Here is a 16470-nt window from a genome sequence, read left to right as displayed (position 1 = left end):
CGACCTCCGACGGTGACCCGGCGACCTCTGAGAAAGGGACAACCATGAAGCAGGGCATCCACCCCGAATACGCCGTGACCACTGTGGTCTGCGGTTGCGGGAACACTTTCGAGACGCGTAGCACCGCTGACAACGGACGGATCAACGTCGAAGTCTGCTCGCAGTGCCACCCGTTCTACACCGGTAAGCAGAAGATCCTCGACACCGGCGGCCGCGTCGCCAAGTTCGAGAAGCGCTACGGCAAGCGGACCAAGAGCACCGACGCCAAGTAGCTGTATCGACGACGCCCGATCGGCGCGCCCTGTGCGCGCCCATCGGGCGTCGTTTTCTTTCTCGCAGCGTCCCCGCTCCCTGAGGAGCCCGCGAGGAACGAGCGAGCGTCTCGAAGGGTCACAGGGAGTAACAGAGAGTGGGTAACAGGTGAGTACACAGACCCCGTCGGCGATCGACGACATCCTCGCCGAACACGCCGGCCTCGAGTCGCAGCTCGCCGACCCATCGCTGCACGATGATCCGGCCGCTGCGCGACGAGTCGGCAAGCGGTTCGCCGAACTCGCGCCGATCATGGCGACCTATCGACGGCTGGAGTCCGCGCGCGACGACCTCGCCGCCGCCCGGGAACTCGCCGCCGACGACCCGGCGTTCGCCGAGGAGATCCCGGCGCTCGAGGAGACCGTCGCCGAACTCGACGCGACCCTCACCGATCTGCTCGCGCCGCGCGACCCGCACGATGCCGACGACGTGGTGCTCGAGATCAAATCCGGTGCGGGCGGCGAGGAATCGGCGTTGTTCGCCGCCGACCTCGCCCGCATGTACCTCAAATACTGTGAGCGCCACGGCTTCAAGGCGCAGATCCTCGGCGTCACCGAATCCGACCTGGGCGGCTACAAGGATGCGACGCTGTCCATCAAGTCGAAAGAGGCGGTGCGCGACGGCGTGTGGTCGCGGCTGAAGTTCGAGGGCGGCGTGCACCGCGTGCAGCGGGTGCCGGTCACCGAATCGCAGGGCCGCATCCACACCTCGGCTGCCGGCGTGCTCGTCTACCCCGAACCCGAAGAGGTGGAGCAGGTCGAGATCGACGAAACCGACCTGCGGATCGACGTTTACCGGTCGTCGGGCAAGGGCGGTCAGGGCGTCAACACCACCGATTCCGCGGTCCGAATCACGCACCTGCCCACCGGTATCGTGGTGACCTGCCAGAACGAGCGGTCCCAGTTGCAGAACAAGGCGCGTGCCATGCAGGTCCTCGCCGCGCGGTTGCAGTCGGCGGCCGAGGAGGAAGCCGAAACCGTTGCCGCCGAGGGCCGCGCCGCGCAGATCCGCACGGTGGACCGCTCCGAACGCATCCGCACCTACAACTTCCCGGAGAACCGGATCACCGATCACCGCATCGGTTTCAAGGCCAACAACCTCGACGCGGTGCTGAATGGCGAGATGGATGCGCTGCTCGACGCCCTCGTCGCCGCCGACCGGCAGGCCCGGTTGTCGGCCGAGTGAACGCCGCCGACCCGACGCCCGGTGCGGTCCGGATCGATGGTGAATTGCTCTGGGCTCGAACGGTATTGACCGATGCGGGGATCGATTCCGCACGGGCCGACGCCGAATGGCTGATGGCCGCCACCCTGGGCGTCGACCGCGGGCGCCTGCTGATCCTCGACGACATCGACCCCGCGGCGGCACGACGTTTCCGGGCTGCGGTGTCCCGGCGTGCCGCGCGAATCCCATTGCAGCACATTGTCGGAACGGCATCGTTCGGGCCGGCCGAATTGTCCGTCGGACCCGGTGTCTTCACGCCCCGCCCGGAAACCGAGTTCCTCGTCGAATGGGCGATGCGTCACGTGCCCCGCGACACCGACGTGCGGATCGTCGACCTGTGCAGCGGCAGCGGTGCCCTGGCCATCGCCATCGCGACGCTCGCGCCGAATGCCCGGATGTGGGCCGTCGAACGCTCGCCCGAGGCGCTGGAATGGTTGCGCCGCAACGTCGACGACGCTCCCGGCGACGTGTCCGAACGGGTCGTCGTCGTGGCCGCTGACGTCACCGACGCCTCGGCGGTCGGTGCGGCGATCGACCCCGGCAGCATCGACATCGTCGTGACCAACCCGCCGTATGTACCCACGACCACCGAGGTGTCCCCGGAGGTTGCGCACGACCCCGCCGAGGCGGTGTTCGGCGGCGCCGACGGCATGTCGGTGATCGTGCCGATGCTGCCCGTCATCGCCGACCTGCTGCGACCCGGCGGTGTCTTCGGTCTCGAACACGACGAATCGACCTCGGTGGCAGTCGTGTCCGCGGCCGCGGGGATCGCCGAGATCACCGACGTCGCCGCCCACGACGACCTGACCGGCCGACCGCGCTTCATGACCGGACGGCGTCGGGACTAGCCAGCGTGGAAGGATGGCGGCGTGAGCACGGTATTCGATTGCAGTGATCCGCAGAGTCGTTCCGCGGGTATCCGCACGGCCGTCGGCGCGGCGAAAGCCGGTCGGCTGGTGGTGCTCCCGACCGACACGGTGTACGGCATCGGTGCCGACGCCTTCGATTCCGAGGCAGTCGCCGACCTGCTGGCCGCCAAGGGCCGCGGCCGCGACATGCCGGTGCCGGTGCTGGTCGGCTCCTGGCACACCGTCGACGGACTGGTCCGTTCGGTTTCGACCGCTGCGCGGGATCTCGTCGAGGCGTTCTGGCCCGGCGGGCTGAGCCTGGTCGTCGAGCAGGCGCCGTCGCTGGCCTGGGATCTCGGCGACACCGACGGCACGGTGATGCTGCGCATGCCGCTGCATCCGGTGGCCATCGAGGTGCTGCGCGAGGTGGGCCCGATGGCGGTTTCGAGCGCCAACGTGTCCGGCCAGCCGCCGGCCACCACCGTCGACGAAGCCCGCGACCAGCTGGCGGAGAAGGTCACCGTCTACCTCGACGGCGGGCCCGCCACGCTCGGTGAACCGTCGACCATCGTCGACGTCACCACGCCGACGCCGCGCATCCTGCGGGTCGGCGCGGTATCCGTCGAGTCGATCGCCGAGGTCCTCGATGTCGACTCCGCAAGCCTGACCGTCAACTCGTGAGCCCCGTGAACCCCGGCCCCGTGACACCTCAACCGCCCGTCCTCACCGATCCGGAGGTCGCCGACCTCGTCGCGCAGGAGAGTCGTCGACGCGCGACGACACTGCAGCTCATCGCCAGTGAGACCCCGGCCAGTCCCGCGGTCCGGGCGGCGCTGGCCACCGAACTCGGCACCAAGTACGCCGAGGGCTACCCCGGTGCGCGGTACCACGGCGGGTGCGAGGTCGTCGACGAGATCGAACGACTCGCGATCGCGCGGACCGCCGCCACCTTCGGCGCCGACTACGTCAACGTGCAACCGTTGTCGGGGTCGATCGCCAACCTCGCCGTGTACGCGGCCTTCGCGCAGCAGGGCGACCCGATCCTCGCGCTGCGCCTCGACCAGGGTGGGCACCAGACCCACGGGTCCCGGGCCAACTTCTCCGGTCGCTGGTTCCTGCCGATCCACTACGGCGTGCGCGAGACCACCGAACGCATCGACTACGACGCTCTGCGCGAACTCGCGCTGGTGCATCGACCGCGCATCCTGGTCGCCGGCTCCACCTCCTATTCGCGACACATCGACATCGCCGCCCTGCGCTCCATCGCCGACGACGCCGAGGCCGTCCTCTGGGTCGACGCCGCGCACACCGCGGGACTTGCCGCCGCGGGTGTCGCACCGTCGCCGGTGCCGCACGCCGACGTGGTGACCCTGGCCACCCACAAGGTGTTGCGCGGACCCCGCGGCGGCATCATCCTCGCGCGCGCCGACCACCACGACGTTCTGCAGAAGGCGGTGCATCCCTTCATCCAGGGCGGTCCGTCGATGAATTCCATTGCGGCCAAGGCGGTCTGCATGCGGGAGGCGGGAACGCCCGAGTTCGCGGATTACGCGACGACGATGGTCGCCGCAGCTGCGCGACTCGCGGCCGAACTCGCCGAGCGCGGGCTGCGGATCGTCACCGGCGGCACCGACATCCATCTCGCCGTCGTCGACGTCTCGGGTCTCGGGCTCACCGGTGTGCAGGCATCCGAACGCCTGGCGGCAGCCGGCATCGTCGTCGACAAGGCGGTCCTGCCGTTCGACACGCAACCCCCGGCCCAGGGTTCCGCGGTGCGGGTCGGCACCAGCGCGGCAGTCCTCGCCGGACTCGGCGTCGACGACATGCCTGCGGTCGCCGAGTGCATCGTCGCAGCGCTGCGGGCGGCACCCGACGGGGATCAACACGCCGGGATCCGCGGCCAAATCGCGGAGATGCTCGCCGGGTAGCCTTGTCCGGTGTTCGATTCCCGGGCGCTCGACCCCGCCACTCACCTCGCCGCGCTGTCCGCGGTCGGTGATGGGGGAGCGGGTGTTCCGCTGCGCGAGCTGTCGCTGGTCGCCCTGACCGCCGCAGCGGTCACCTTCATGCTCACCTCCGCGGTCCGGGTCTTCGCCATCCGCGTCGGCGCGGTCGCCGTGCCTCGTGTCCGCGACGTCCACGTCATCCCGACCCCACGCCTCGGCGGTCTGGGCATGTTCGCGGGAATGGTCGCGGCCATCGCACTGGCCGCCAACCTGCCTGCCCTGACCCGCGGCTTCGCCTACACCAACGACATGAGTGCAGTGATCGTCAGCGGCACGGTGATCGTGCTGGTCGGGGTCATCGACGACCGATGGGGTCTGGATGCGCTGACCAAATTCGTCGGGCAACTCACCGCCGCAGGCGTGCTGGTCATCATGGGAGTGAGCTGGTATCTCCTCTATGTCCCGTTCGCCGACATCGGCACCGTCGTGCTCGACCCGCTGCAGGCCGGTCTGCTGACCGTCGCCATCACCGTGGCCACCATCAACGCCGTCAACTTCGTCGACGGCCTCGACGGACTCGCCGCCGGTCTCGGGCTGATCTCCGCACTGGCGATCTGCATGTTCTCGCTGGGCCTGCTGCATGACCAGGGCGGTGACGTCAGCTACTACCCGCCGGCCCTCATCTCCGCCGCGCTCGCCGGTGCGTGTCTCGGCTTCCTGCCGCACAACTTCTCACCCGCGCGCATCTTCATGGGTGATTCCGGCGCCATGCTGATCGGGTTGATGCTGTCCGCGGCGTCCACGAGCGCCTCGGGTCGCATCGCGATCAACGCCTACGGCCCGGCCGACGTGTTCACACTGCTCTCGCCGCTGATCCTGGTCGCGGCGGTGGTGTTCGTCCCCATGCTCGACATGCTGATGGCGGTGGTGCGGCGCACCCGCGCCGGTGTCGGCTTCTACACCCCGGACAAGATGCACCTGCATCACCGACTGCTCGAGCTGGGCCATTCGCAGCGTCGCGTCGCGCTGATCATCTATCTGTGGGTCGGGGTGCTCGCGTTCTCCGCAGCGGCCAGTACGCTGTTCCCGATCAGTGTCGTCGCGCCGATGTTCGGGGCGGGACTGATCGTCGCGTTATTGGTCACGATGGCGCCGCGACTGCAGCGACGGATCGCCGAGATCCGCACCAGCGGTCATGCCGAACGGACCTGACCGCGCCGGGCCGTCCGGAATGGCAGTCGATCGCCTGTCCGGTCGGAGGGTTGCTGACCCCTGGGTAAGGCAACAGTAAAAACCCGTGTACTATCTGCTGTAGTAGGTCGGCGCGAAGGACCTCGCACCACCGTTCGGTCATTCGAACGACGCGAGTCGGTACGCACCGGCATCAATCTGCCGCCATGAGGCACGCACCCCCTGGGTGAGTGCTGCACGGCGATTGGTAGGGTCACAGAAAACTGCGAGCTTACGCTCGGTGACATCGTCGCCGATCGCACGCCCGCTGCACTGTGCCGGGAGAAGGACAATCCCGGCCAGCGATGAATTGAGGAGAGGCACATGACGGCATCTGCCCCTGAGTCCGCTCCCGTTTACTATCCGGTCGCTCCCACCGGGCTCCGGCGCCCAGGGATCATGGCCGGCGTCCTCACCGTGATCGTCGGGGCAATCGCCATCGCGCTCGGTCATCCGTGGTTCGCGGTGTTCTTCCTCGCCGGTGTGGTGCTGGTCTTCGTCAACGCCAAACTGGTCATCCGCTCGGTGGAAAACGTCGCCAACGCGGACAACCCACGCAAGAAACTGCTCGCCATCAACTCTGCCTACCGCCTCGGGACCATCACGGTTCTCGCCCTGGCGGCGGCCTTCCTGGTCCGGCCCGACGGGCTGGGCGCGATGTTCGGACTCGCCCTCGGCCAGGTTGTCCTGGTGTTGAACACGGTGATTCCGGTGATGAAAGGACTTCGTAAGCAGCTATGACCGTATTCACCGACGGCGCGGACACGATGAATCTCGCCGAGACGTCGATCGAGGTCGGCCATCACACCACGGCCAACTGGTTCGGGTTCACCGTCAACACCGACACGATCATGGCGGCGTCGATCGCCGCGGTCATCGTGATCCTGCTGGCCTTCCTGCTGCGCTGGAAGCTCACGTCCAAGAAACCCAATACAGTGCAGCTGTACTGGGAGGCGATCACCGTTCAGATGCGCCAGCAGATCGAGGCCGGTATCGGCATGAAGATCGCCGGATTCGTTCTCCCGCTCGCGGTTACGCTGTTCACCTACATTCTGATCGCCAACTGGATCGGCACTCTTCCGACCCAGTACGGTACGACCAGCGAACACGGCGATGTCATCACCAGCGAGATCATCAAGACGCCGTCGAGCGACGTCAACTTCGTCTACGCGCTCGCGCTCTTCGTCTTCGTCTGGTACCACGCGGCCGGTGTGAAGCGCCGAGGCATCCTCGGTCACCCGTGGCGCCTCATCAAGGGCCACGCCATCGGCCTGGCGCCGATCAACGTGATCGAGGAGATCGCCAAGCCGGTCTCGCTCTCCCTCCGACTCTTTGGCAACATGTTCGCCGGTGGAACGATGCTCGCGGTCATCGCGCTGTTCCCCGCCTACATCCTCTGGGCACCCAACGCCCTGTGGAAGTCGTTCGACCTCTTCGTCGGTCTGATCCAGGCGTTCATCTTCGCCCTGCTGACCATCCTCTACTTCAGTCAGTCGATGGAGATGGACGATGACCATCACTGATGACCACTAACGACCCGTACTGACCCGGCTCGACCCTGGTCGGCACCGCGCCGGCCGGGACCTGAAGACCTGGCAATCCGATTGCCAGTATCACCCGAAAGGAAAGTTCTCAATGGATCCCAATCTGATTGGTCTGGGCGCGTTGATCGGTGGCGGCCTCATCATGGGTGGCGGCGCAATCGGTGCCGGTATCGGTGACGGTCTCGCCGGTGCCCAGTTGATCGCCGGCATCGCACGTCAGCCGGAGGCCCAGGGACGCCTGTTCACCCCGTTCTTCATCACCGTCGGCCTGGTCGAGGCCGCGTACTTCATCAACCTGGCCTTCATGGCGCTGTTCGTCTTCGCCACCCCGATCTCCGGCCAGACCTCCTGATCCGGACTGCTGAGCAAGGACCACGGACCAAGGGAACACCCGAATCATGAATCTCGCCGCAGAGAACTTCCTCATCCCCAACGCCACATTCTTCGTGTGTCTGTTGATCTTCGTGATCGTCTTCCTCGTCATCCGCACGATGGTCGTGCCACCGATTGTCAAGGTGCTCGACGAACGTGATGCGCGAGTCGCGAAGACCCTTGAGGACAACAAGGCTGCTGCGGCGAGCTATGAGGACGCCGAGACCGACTACCGGGCCGCGATGAAGGAAGCGCGCGGAGATGCCACCGGTATCCGGGACGAGGCGCGGGCCAAGGGTAACGAGGAACTGGCCGAGGCGAAGCGGCGCGCGACCGAAGAGTCGGACGCCGCTCTCGCCGACACCACGGCCGAGCTCAAGGTTGAGGCCGACAACGCCTCGACAACCGCACGTCAGGACGTCGGCCGCCTCGCGGAGACGTTGGCCGGACGGGTGCTCGGAACGAAAGTCTCGGCCGGTAAGGCCGAGTAGACGGAGACGGTGAACTAACACAGTGGACATTTTTCTTGCACAGCTGGTCGGCTTTGCCGTCGTTCTCTTCATCCTCTGGAAGTGGGCACTGCCCCCGCTGAAGAGGATGGTGGCCAACCAGCAGGACACGATCAACCAGCAGGTCGTCGACAGCGACGACGCCGCGGCCAAGGTCGTCGACGCCAAGGCTGCACACGAGCGGGCGGTGGAGAAGGCCAAGACCGAGTCCGCGGAACTGCACGCGGGTGCACTCGAGGATGCCGAGAGCATCCAGTCGGATCTGCGCGTGCAGGCCGATTCCGAGCGCAAGCGCATTGCCGAACACGGCAAGGCGCAGACCGAACTGGTGCGCGCCAACCTCGTTCGGCAGCTACGGACCGAACTCGGCACCGACGCCATCGGCGAGGCCGACCGGTTGGTCCGCGCGCACCTGTCCGATCCGTCGGCCCAGTCGGCGAGCATCGACAAGGCCATCGACGAACTCGAGGCCATGGCTGCCGGTGGCCCGGCCGCGGATGTGGTCGCCCATCGCGCCGACCTCATCGGACTGCATTCCATGCGGGCGACGAGCCGCGACGCCGCTCGCGCGGTGGCCAAGGACTTCGACGACGCGAACACCGATAGCGACAGCACCGCACTCACCACGGCGAGTCATGAACTCACCGAGGTGCTTCATGTGCTCAACGCGAACCCGGTGCTGCGCAAGAAGCTCACCGAGGACGACGACAACGCCGCAGGCAAAGAGATGGTTGTCCGAAACCTGTTCGGCAACAAGGTCTCACCGATCGTCGTCGAGGTGCTCGTGTCTGCGGTCAAGCAGCGGTGGTCGACCACCGCCGACTTCGTGACCGCGCTGCGGCGCCAGAACGCGCTGATCGTGCTCACCGCGGCCGAGCGCGACAACACCATCGAGCAAACCGAGGACGATCTGTTCGCGGTGGCCCGACTGCTGGAGCAGAATCCGCGGCTTGCGTCACTGCTGGCCGACCACACGCATCCGGCAGCCAAGCGGACCGAGCTGCTGAAGCAGATCGTTGGTGACAACGTCGGCGAGCACGCCTGGTACCTGCTCTCGCACAGTGTCGCACTGCTGCACGGGCAGCCGGCCGATGTCGCCGTCGATCAGCTGGCCGAACTGGCTGCCGCCCGACGTGGAGAGTCGGTGGCCCATGTGGTCTCGGCCGCCGAGTTGTCCGATGCGCAGGCTGCGCGCCTCGCGTCGGTTCTCGGCACCATCTACGGCCGCACGATGTCGGTGCAGACCGAGATCGATCCGGAACTCGTCGGCGGCCTGCGCGTCGCCGTCGGGGACGAGATCATCGAAGCCGATGTCGCCACCCGACTGGCGAAGGCGTCAGCGAGCCTGCCGCGCTGACGCGCACCACCCACCCCGAACCACCCGAAACCACTCGTAGACGAGCAAGAAAGACGAAAACCCATGGCGGAGTTGACGATCTCACCAGACGAAATCAAGGGAGCGATCGAGCAGTATGTCTCGTCGTTCGAAGCCGATGCCTCCCGTGACGAGGTGGGCATCGTCACCGACACGTCGGACGGTATCGCGCACGTCAGCGGTCTGCCCGGCGCGATGGCCAACGAACTGCTGAAGTTCTCCGGCGGCGTGCTCGGCGTGGCCCTGAACCTCGACGAAGACGAGATCGGCGCCGTCATCCTCGGTGACTACGAGGAACTCGAAGAAGGCCAGGAAGTCGCCCGCACCGGTGAGGTGCTGTCGGTGCCGGTCGGCGACAAGTTCCTCGGTCGCGTCGTCGACCCGCTGGGTGCCCCGATCGACGGCCTCGGCGACATCGAGTCCGAAGAGCTGCGTGTCCTCGAACTGCAGGCTGCTTCGGTGCTCGAGCGTCAGCCGGTCGAGGAGTCCCTGGCCACCGGCATCAAGGCCATCGACGCCATGACCGCCATCGGCCGCGGCCAGCGTCAGCTCGTCATCGGCGACCGCAAGACCGGCAAGACCGCCGTCTGCATCGACGCCATCCTGAACCAGAAGGCCAACTGGGACAGCGGCGATCCGGACAAGCAGGTGCGCTGCATCTACGTCGCGATCGGGCAGAAGGGCTCGACCATCGCCGGCGTCAAGACCGCCCTCGAAGAGGCCGGCGCGATGGAGTACACCACCATCGTCGCCGCTCCCGCGTCCGACTCGGCCGGCTTCAAGTGGCTCGCCCCCTACACCGGCTCGGCCATCGGCCAGCACTGGATGTACCAGGGCAAGCACGTCCTGATCGTGTTCGACGACCTGACCAAGCAGGCCGAGGCCTACCGTGCCATCTCGCTGCTGCTGCGTCGTCCGCCGGGCCGCGAGGCCTACCCCGGTGACGTCTTCTACTTGCACTCCCGTCTGCTGGAGCGTTGCGCGAAGCTGTCCGACGAGATGGGCGGCGGCTCGATGACCGGTCTGCCGATCATCGAGACCCAGGCCAACGACGTCTCGGCGTTCATCCCGACCAACGTCATCTCCATCACCGACGGCCAGGTGTTCCTCGAGTCGGACCTCTTCAACAAGGGTGTCCGTCCGGCCATCAACGTCGGTACCTCGGTGTCGCGCGTGGGTGGTGCCGCACAGACCAAGGGCCTCAAGAAGGTGTCCGGTTCGCTGCGTCTGGAGCTCGCACAGTTCCGTGAGCTCGAAGCGTTCTCGGCGTTCGCCTCCGACCTCGACGATGCGTCGAAGGCGCAGCTCGAGCGCGGTGCCCGCTGGGTCGAGATGCTCAAGCAGAACCAGTACAGCCCGTACTCCGTCGAGGACGAGATCGTCTCGATCTACCTCTGCGGTGAGGGTCACTACGACTCGGTGCCGGTCGAGGACGTGCGTAACTTCGAGACCCAGCTGCTGAGCCACCTGCACCACGAGGCCAAGGGCGTCTACGACTCGATCGAGGGTGGCAAGGTGCTCGCCGACGATGAGGCCGAAGCCCTCGTCGCCGAGGTCAACAAGTTCAAGAACAGCTACCTGACCCACGACGGCAAGCGCGTGGTCAATGAGGCCGATACCGCGGCCATGGACGCCGAGGACGTTGCGCACGAAGAGATCACGGTTCGCAAGTGATTTCCTCCTGCCACCGTCGACGTCGTAAGGAAGGGGTGAGAGCTCATGGCCAGTATTCGTGAACTGCGTTCACGCATCCGGTCGGTCAACTCCACCAAGAAGATCACCAAAGCGCAGGAGATGATCGCGACTTCGCGCATCACCCGCGCGCAGGCGCGGGTGGCCGCGGCCAAGCCGTATGCGCACGAGATGACCGAGGTGCTCTCCGAGCTGGCGAGCAACTCCGGTTCGCTCGATCATCCGCTGCTCAACGAGCGGGAGAACCCGAAGCGCGCCGGCATCCTCGTGGTCACCAGTGACCGCGGTATGTGCGGCGGTTACAACTCGAACGTCCTGCGGGCCACGCGTGAGCTCATCTCGCTGGTCAAGGAAGAGGGCAAGGAACCCGTCCTGTTCGTGATGGGGTCCAAGGGAGTCGGGTACTTCAACTTCCGCAGTACCGCGTTCGCCGACTCGTGGATCGGTTTCTCGCAGGCCCCGGAGTACTCGGATGCCGCCGAGGCGACCAACTTCCTGGTCAAGTTGTTCGAGGCGGGCTCCGGCGAAGAGGTCGAGCGACCCGACGAATCGGGCACCCTCGAAGGCATCGACGAACTGCACCTCGTGTACACGAAGTTCGTCAGCATGCTGACCCAGGTGCCCGAGGTGCGTCGGATCGCGCCGCTCGTGGTGACCGAAGCCGACGATCCGGAAGAGGCCGAGATCCACAAGGCCTCGCGCAATTACTCGTTCGAGCCCAGCGCGGAAACGCTGCTCGAAGCGCTGTTGCCGAAATATCTTGCGACACGGGTGTATTCGGCTCTGCTTGATTCGTCGGCCTCGGAGTCGGCGGCACGGCGCACCGCGATGAAAGCCGCTACCGACAACGCCGAGGAACTGGCGACGAACCTGTCCCGCGAGGCCAACAAGCTTCGCCAGGCACAGATCACCCAGGAAATCAGCGAGATCGTCGGCGGCTCGAGCGCGCTGGCCAACTAGACTCATCGATCCCAAAGAGGAAGTGACCCAACCACAATGACCGCAGCGATCACCAAGCACGACGAGAAGGGCTCGGCGGGTTCGGCCGAGGGGCGCGTTGTGCGCATCATCGGCCCCGTCGTCGACGTCGAGTTCCCGCGCGGCTCGATCCCAGACCTGTTCAACGCCCTGCACGCCGAGGTCACCCTCGACGTGGTGGCCAAGACGCTGACCCTCGAGGTCGCGCAGCACCTCGGTGACAACCTGGTGCGCACGATCTCCATGCAGCCCACCGACGGCCTGGTCCGCGGCGCCACCGTCTCCGACACCGGGTACTCCATCCGCGTGCCGGTCGGCGACGTGGTCAAGGGTCACGTGTTCAACGCCCTCGGCGACTGCCTCGACACCCCCGGCCTCGGCCGTGACGGCGAGCAGTGGAGCATCCACCGCAAGCCGCCGGCCTTCGACGAACTCGAGGGCAAGACCGAGATCCTCGAGACCGGCATCAAGGTCATCGACCTGCTGACCCCGTACGTGAAGGGCGGCAAGATCGGCCTGTTCGGCGGTGCCGGCGTCGGCAAGACCGTGCTCATCCAGGAGATGATCACCCGTATCGCGCGTGAGTTCTCCGGTACGTCGGTGTTCGCCGGCGTCGGTGAGCGCACCCGTGAGGGCACCGACCTCCACCTCGAAATGGAGGAGATGGGCGTTCTCCAGGACACCGCGCTGGTGTTCGGTCAGATGGACGAGCCGCCGGGCACGCGTATGCGCGTGGCCCTGTCCGCGCTGACCATGGCGGAGTACTTCCGCGATGTGAAGCACCAGGACGTGCTGCTGTTCATCGACAACATCTTCCGGTTCACCCAGGCCGGTTCGGAGGTCTCCACCCTGCTCGGCCGTATGCCGTCCGCGGTGGGTTACCAGCCGACCCTGGCCGACGAGATGGGCGAGCTGCAGGAGCGGATCACCTCGACCAAGGGTCGTTCGATCACGTCGCTGCAGGCCATCTACGTGCCCGCCGACGACTACACCGACCCGGCGCCGGCGACCACCTTCGCCCACCTCGATGCGACCACCGAGCTCTCGCGTCCGATCTCGCAGCTGGGTATCTACCCCGCTGTGGACCCGCTGACGTCGACCTCGCGCATCCTGGAGGCCTCGATCGTCGGTGACGAGCACTTCCGCGTCGCCAACGAGGTCAAGCGCATCCTGCAGAAGTACAAGGAGCTGCAGGACATCATCGCCATCCTCGGTATGGACGAGCTCTCCGAAGAGGACAAGGTCACCGTCCAGCGCGCCCGTCGTATCCAGAAGTTCCTGGGTCAGAACTTCCTCGTCGCCGAGAAGTTCACCGGCCAGCCGGGTTCGGTCGTGCCGCTCAACGACACCATCGAGGCCTTCGACCGCGTGTGCAAGGGCGAGTTCGATCACCTGCCCGAGCAGGCGTTCAACAGCTGCGGTGGACTCGACGACGTGGAGGCCGCCGCCGCCAAGATCGCCGGAAAGTAGGCGAATCGCGATGGCTGACAAGTCCTTCCACGTCGAGATCGTCGCGGCCGACGAAGAGCTCTACTCGGGTGAGGCCACCTTCGTGATCGCCCACACGACCTCGGGCGAACTCGGCATCCTCGCGCACCACGAGCCGTTGCTCGGCCAGTTGGTGCCGGGTGGTTTCGTGGTGATCGTCGAGGAGAGCGGCAACCGTCTCTCCGCGGCCGTCCAGGGCGGATTCCTGTCGGTCACCGGCGAGGCCGTCACGGTCCTCGCCGAGTCCGCCCAGTGGTCCGACGGTATCGACGCCGCCGCCGAGAAGGCGGCACTCGAGGCCGCCGAACCGGGCAGCGACGATTACAACCGCGCGCAGTCGCGGCTGTCCGCGGTCGAGCACGCGACGAAGTAGCTTCCCCGCACGGCCCTCAACGGCCGATCACCGCACTCCGCGGTGACCTACCGTTCTGCTCGGTCATCCCGGTCTGGCATCCTGGAACCAGGAACCGACCGCGCACCCCCCGAGTCATGTCGACTCTCGATCGCGTACAGCCCGACGCATCGACCACAGCCCCGCACGGCCGCTTCCCGGGAGGTACCCGAGGTGTCACTGGTCGCAGTATCGCTAGGCGCCCTGCTGGTCGTCGCACTGATCGTGTGCGTCCTGTTGGCCTATCGGCTCAGTCAGCTGCGCCGGATGGGAACGCCGGTACTGCTGCGCGGCCTCCCGGCCGCCGACGACCAGGGGTGGCGCCACGGCACCGTCCACTACAGCGAGGACGCGTTGCGGTACTTCCGATTGACCTCACTGCGGCGCGGACCCACCCGGACCCTGTCCCGATCATCCATCGAGATCGTCCGGCGTCGCCGTCCGTTCGGTACCGAGGGCGACATCCTCGAGGGCATGATCGTGCTGGAACTGGCCCCGGGCGCCGACGAGGCGGGACGCGCCTACGAGCTGGCGATGGCACCGGGCGCGGTCACCGCATTCCAGTCCTGGCTGGAATCGCGGCAGTCCGACCGGTCGCAGCGTCGTCGAAGCGCTTGAGCATCAACCAGATTCAGTGAGTCTTGCGGGTTTCGGGACGGGTACGACCGCCGCCGGGTACCCATTTGACGTCACCGCCCGGACCGTCGGCACCGCGATTGGCCACCCGCGACAGGATGAACAACAGGTCCGAGAGTCGGTTGAGGTACTTCGCCGGTAGCACCGACGTGTCGTCGGGGTGTGCCTGCACCGCCGCCCACGCCGACCGCTCCGCCCGTCGGGTGACCGTCCGCGCGTGATGCAGATGCGCGCTGAGTGGACTGCCGCCGGGGAGGATGAACGAGTCCAGGGTGGGGAGCGGTTCACCGAACTCGTCGCACCACGCCTCCAGCGCGTCGATGTAGCCCTGTTCGATGCGCAGCGGGGGATATTTCGGGTCCTCGACCACTGGGGTGGCGAGGTCGGCGCCGGCGTCGAACAGGTCGTTCTGGACCGTGCCGAGCACGGCGGCGATGTCGTCCGGGACGTCGGCGAGGGCGAGTGCCATGCCGATCGCGGCGTTGGCTTCGTCACAGTCGGCGTAGGCCACCACCCGCGGATCCGTCTTGGTAACGCGGGAAAAATCGCTCAGTCCGGTGGTTCCGTCGTCGCCGGTGCGGGTGTAGATCCGAGTCAGGTGCACAGCCATGGGGTCGAATCTAATCGCCGGGCGGGGAAACCTCGCGCATGCCCTAAAGTGGCAGCGTGAGTGATCGCTTTCTGGTGTCCGGCGGAGCCCGACTGGTCGGCGAGGTGTCGGTGGGCGGCGCCAAGAACAGCGTCCTGAAGCTGATGGCGGCGGCCCTGCTCGCCGAGGGCACCACCACGCTGACGAATTCGCCGGAGATCGCCGACGTCCCGCTGATGGCCGACGTGCTGCGCGGACTCGGCGCGGTGGTCACCATCGACGAGGACACCGTGGTGATCGAGGCGCCCGCCGAACCCAAGTTCCATGCCGACTTCGACGCGGTCAAGCAGTTCCGCGCCTCGGTCTGCGTGCTCGGGCCGCTGATGGCCCGATGCCTGCGGGCCGTGGTCGCCCTGCCCGGCGGCGACGCGATCGGCTCGCGGCCGCTGGACATGCATCAGGCAGGACTGCGGGCACTCGGTGCCCGCAGCGCCATCGAACACGGCTGTGTGGTCGCCGAGGCCGACGCGCTGATCGGTGCCCCAGTGGCACTCGAGTTCCCGTCGGTCGGTGCCACCGAGAACATCCTGATGGCCGCCGTGCTGGCCGAGGGGGTCACGACGATCGACAACGCGGCCCGGGAGCCCGAGATCGTCGACCTCTGCGAGATGCTGATGCAGATGGGGGCACAGATCGACGGCGCCGGCACCTCGACCCTGACCGTCACCGGCGTCGACCGGCTACATCCGACCACCCACCGGGTCGTCGGCGACCGCATCGTCGGCGCCACCTGGGGCATCGCTGCGGCGATGACCCGCGGCGACGTCCGGGTCCGCGGGGTGCGTCCCGAGCACCTGCAGCTGGTGCTCAACAAGCTGCGCGACACCGGTGCCGACGTCGAGCAGTTCGACGACGGCTTCCGCGTGCGGCAGGAGAGCCGTCCGGTCGCGGTGAACGTGTCCACGCTGCCGTTCCCCGGTTTTCCCACCGACCTGCAGCCGATGGCCATCGGCATGGCGGCGATCGCCGAGGGGATGTCGGTGATCACCGAGAACGTCTTCGAGGCCCGCTTCCGGTTCGTCGAGGAGATGGTTCGCCTCGGCGCCGACGCACGGACCGACGGCCATCACGCGGTCATCCGTGGCATCGATCGGCTCTCCAGTGCGCCCGTGTGGTGTTCGGACATCCGCGCCGGCGCCGGCCTGGTGCTCGCCGGGCTCGTCGCCGACGGCGTCACCGAGGTGCACGACGTCGAGCACATCGACCGCGGCTATCCGCGGTTCGTGGAGAACCTGCGCAGTCTCGGCGGCGGCATCGAGCGGGTGAGTGACTGATC

General features: G+C 66.9%; 18 protein-coding genes. 17 read left to right on the top strand and 1 reads right to left on the bottom strand.

Annotated elements, in window-relative coordinates; translation table 11 throughout:
- Window positions 1–44 precede the first annotated feature (44 nt).
- From rpmE to AAFP30_RS26775, 16 genes are all read left to right on the top strand, one after another.
- On the top strand, window positions 45–272 hold the full coding sequence (gene rpmE, locus AAFP30_RS26850; protein WP_419233114.1) for a 50S ribosomal protein L31: 228 nt from the start codon (window positions 45–47) through the stop codon (window positions 270–272).
- A 148-nt stretch (window positions 273–420) separates the two neighbouring features.
- On the top strand, window positions 421–1497 hold the full coding sequence (prfA, locus tag AAFP30_RS26845; protein WP_419233113.1) for a peptide chain release factor 1: 1077 nt from the start codon (window positions 421–423) through the stop codon (window positions 1495–1497).
- Window positions 1494–2384, top strand: a complete 891-nt coding sequence (gene prmC / locus AAFP30_RS26840; protein WP_419233112.1) for a peptide chain release factor N(5)-glutamine methyltransferase — start codon at window positions 1494–1496, stop codon at window positions 2382–2384. Before prfA ends, prmC begins: the two co-directional genes overlap by 4 nt.
- A 21-nt stretch (window positions 2385–2405) precedes the next feature.
- A complete protein-coding gene (locus tag AAFP30_RS26835) occupies window positions 2406–3065 on the top strand; it encodes an L-threonylcarbamoyladenylate synthase (protein ID WP_419233111.1) in 660 nt (219 codons plus the stop codon).
- Complete coding sequence (gene glyA, locus AAFP30_RS26830) at window positions 3062–4312, top strand: serine hydroxymethyltransferase (protein ID WP_419233110.1); 1251 nt, start codon at window positions 3062–3064, stop codon at window positions 4310–4312. The genes AAFP30_RS26835 and glyA overlap by 4 nt, the downstream gene beginning before the upstream one ends.
- 9 nt (window positions 4313–4321) lie before the next feature.
- Window positions 4322–5542: a glycosyltransferase family 4 protein gene (locus AAFP30_RS26825; protein WP_419233109.1), complete on the top strand. Its 1221-nt coding sequence runs from the start codon at window positions 4322–4324 to the stop codon at window positions 5540–5542.
- 342 nt (window positions 5543–5884) lie between these two features.
- Complete coding sequence (locus AAFP30_RS26820) at window positions 5885–6301, top strand: hypothetical protein (RefSeq protein ID WP_419233108.1); 417 nt, start codon at window positions 5885–5887, stop codon at window positions 6299–6301.
- Window positions 6298–7083 carry a F0F1 ATP synthase subunit A gene (atpB, locus tag AAFP30_RS26815; protein ID WP_419233107.1) on the top strand — a complete coding sequence of 262 codons (786 nt, stop codon included), beginning with the start codon at window positions 6298–6300 and terminating at the stop codon, window positions 7081–7083. Before AAFP30_RS26820 ends, atpB begins: the two co-directional genes overlap by 4 nt.
- 112 nt (window positions 7084–7195) lie before the next feature.
- The gene (locus AAFP30_RS26810) at window positions 7196–7456 is read left to right on the top strand and encodes a F0F1 ATP synthase subunit C (protein ID WP_187589202.1); all 261 of its coding nucleotides are present in this window, start codon (window positions 7196–7198) and stop codon (window positions 7454–7456) included.
- A 46-nt stretch (window positions 7457–7502) separates the two neighbouring features.
- The gene (locus AAFP30_RS26805; protein WP_419233106.1) at window positions 7503–7967 is read left to right on the top strand and encodes a F0F1 ATP synthase subunit B; all 465 of its coding nucleotides are present in this window, start codon (window positions 7503–7505) and stop codon (window positions 7965–7967) included.
- 22 nt (window positions 7968–7989) lie between these two features.
- On the top strand, window positions 7990–9342 hold the full coding sequence (locus AAFP30_RS26800) for a F0F1 ATP synthase subunit B/delta (protein WP_419233105.1): 1353 nt from the start codon (window positions 7990–7992) through the stop codon (window positions 9340–9342).
- A 63-nt stretch (window positions 9343–9405) separates the two neighbouring features.
- Complete coding sequence (gene atpA / locus AAFP30_RS26795; protein WP_419233104.1) at window positions 9406–11034, top strand: F0F1 ATP synthase subunit alpha; 1629 nt, start codon at window positions 9406–9408, stop codon at window positions 11032–11034.
- A gap of 45 nt (window positions 11035–11079) precedes the next feature.
- Window positions 11080–12012 carry a F0F1 ATP synthase subunit gamma gene (locus tag AAFP30_RS26790; RefSeq protein WP_419233103.1) on the top strand — a complete coding sequence of 311 codons (933 nt, stop codon included), beginning with the start codon at window positions 11080–11082 and terminating at the stop codon, window positions 12010–12012.
- A gap of 36 nt (window positions 12013–12048) precedes the next feature.
- Window positions 12049–13500, top strand: a complete 1452-nt coding sequence (atpD, locus tag AAFP30_RS26785; protein WP_419233102.1) for a F0F1 ATP synthase subunit beta — start codon at window positions 12049–12051, stop codon at window positions 13498–13500.
- Between the two features lie 10 nt (window positions 13501–13510).
- Window positions 13511–13891 (top strand): F0F1 ATP synthase subunit epsilon, encoded by a 381-nt coding sequence (locus tag AAFP30_RS26780; RefSeq protein WP_419233101.1) that lies wholly within the window; start codon window positions 13511–13513, stop codon window positions 13889–13891.
- A gap of 192 nt (window positions 13892–14083) precedes the next feature.
- Window positions 14084–14527 (top strand): DUF2550 domain-containing protein, encoded by a 444-nt coding sequence (locus AAFP30_RS26775; protein ID WP_419233100.1) that lies wholly within the window; start codon window positions 14084–14086, stop codon window positions 14525–14527.
- Window positions 14528–14540: 13 nt separating this feature from the next.
- Here the strand turns inward: AAFP30_RS26775 and AAFP30_RS26770 are convergent, their stop codons facing one another.
- Window positions 14541–15155 (bottom strand): cob(I)yrinic acid a,c-diamide adenosyltransferase, encoded by a 615-nt coding sequence (locus AAFP30_RS26770; RefSeq protein WP_419233099.1) that lies wholly within the window; start codon window positions 15153–15155, stop codon window positions 14541–14543.
- A gap of 56 nt (window positions 15156–15211) precedes the next feature.
- On the opposite strand from AAFP30_RS26770, the gene murA reads away from it, so the two are divergent.
- Window positions 15212–16468, top strand: a complete 1257-nt coding sequence (murA, locus tag AAFP30_RS26765) for a UDP-N-acetylglucosamine 1-carboxyvinyltransferase (protein ID WP_419233098.1) — start codon at window positions 15212–15214, stop codon at window positions 16466–16468.
- The last annotated feature ends 2 nt before the right edge of the window (window positions 16469–16470 follow it).

It is taken from the genome of Gordonia sp. CPCC 205515, assembly GCF_048537925.1.
Taxonomy (GTDB): domain Bacteria; phylum Actinomycetota; class Actinomycetes; order Mycobacteriales; family Mycobacteriaceae; genus Gordonia.
The sequence above is the reverse complement of the archived record's forward strand: the minus strand, read 5'-3'. Positions and strand labels throughout refer to the sequence as shown.

What these genes read in the sequence shown, in the direction of transcription:
- rpmE (WP_419233114.1), top strand. Translation starts at nt 45, where the DNA reads ATGAAGCAGGGCATCCACCCCGAATACGCCGTGACCACTGTGGTCTGC.
- AAFP30_RS26820 (WP_419233108.1), top strand. Translation starts at nt 5,885, where the DNA reads ATGACGGCATCTGCCCCTGAGTCCGCTCCCGTTTACTATCCGGTCGCT.
- atpB (WP_419233107.1), top strand. Translation starts at nt 6,298, where the DNA reads ATGACCGTATTCACCGACGGCGCGGACACGATGAATCTCGCCGAGACG.
- AAFP30_RS26810 (WP_187589202.1), top strand. Translation starts at nt 7,196, where the DNA reads ATGGATCCCAATCTGATTGGTCTGGGCGCGTTGATCGGTGGCGGCCTC.
- AAFP30_RS26805 (WP_419233106.1), top strand. Translation starts at nt 7,503, where the DNA reads ATGAATCTCGCCGCAGAGAACTTCCTCATCCCCAACGCCACATTCTTC.
- atpA (WP_419233104.1), top strand. Translation starts at nt 9,406, where the DNA reads ATGGCGGAGTTGACGATCTCACCAGACGAAATCAAGGGAGCGATCGAG.
- AAFP30_RS26790 (WP_419233103.1), top strand. Translation starts at nt 11,080, where the DNA reads ATGGCCAGTATTCGTGAACTGCGTTCACGCATCCGGTCGGTCAACTCC.
- atpD (WP_419233102.1), top strand. Translation starts at nt 12,049, where the DNA reads ATGACCGCAGCGATCACCAAGCACGACGAGAAGGGCTCGGCGGGTTCG.
- AAFP30_RS26780 (WP_419233101.1), top strand. Translation starts at nt 13,511, where the DNA reads ATGGCTGACAAGTCCTTCCACGTCGAGATCGTCGCGGCCGACGAAGAG.
- AAFP30_RS26770 (WP_419233099.1), bottom strand. Translation starts at nt 15,155, where the DNA reads ATGGCTGTGCACCTGACTCGGATCTACACCCGCACCGGCGACGACGGA.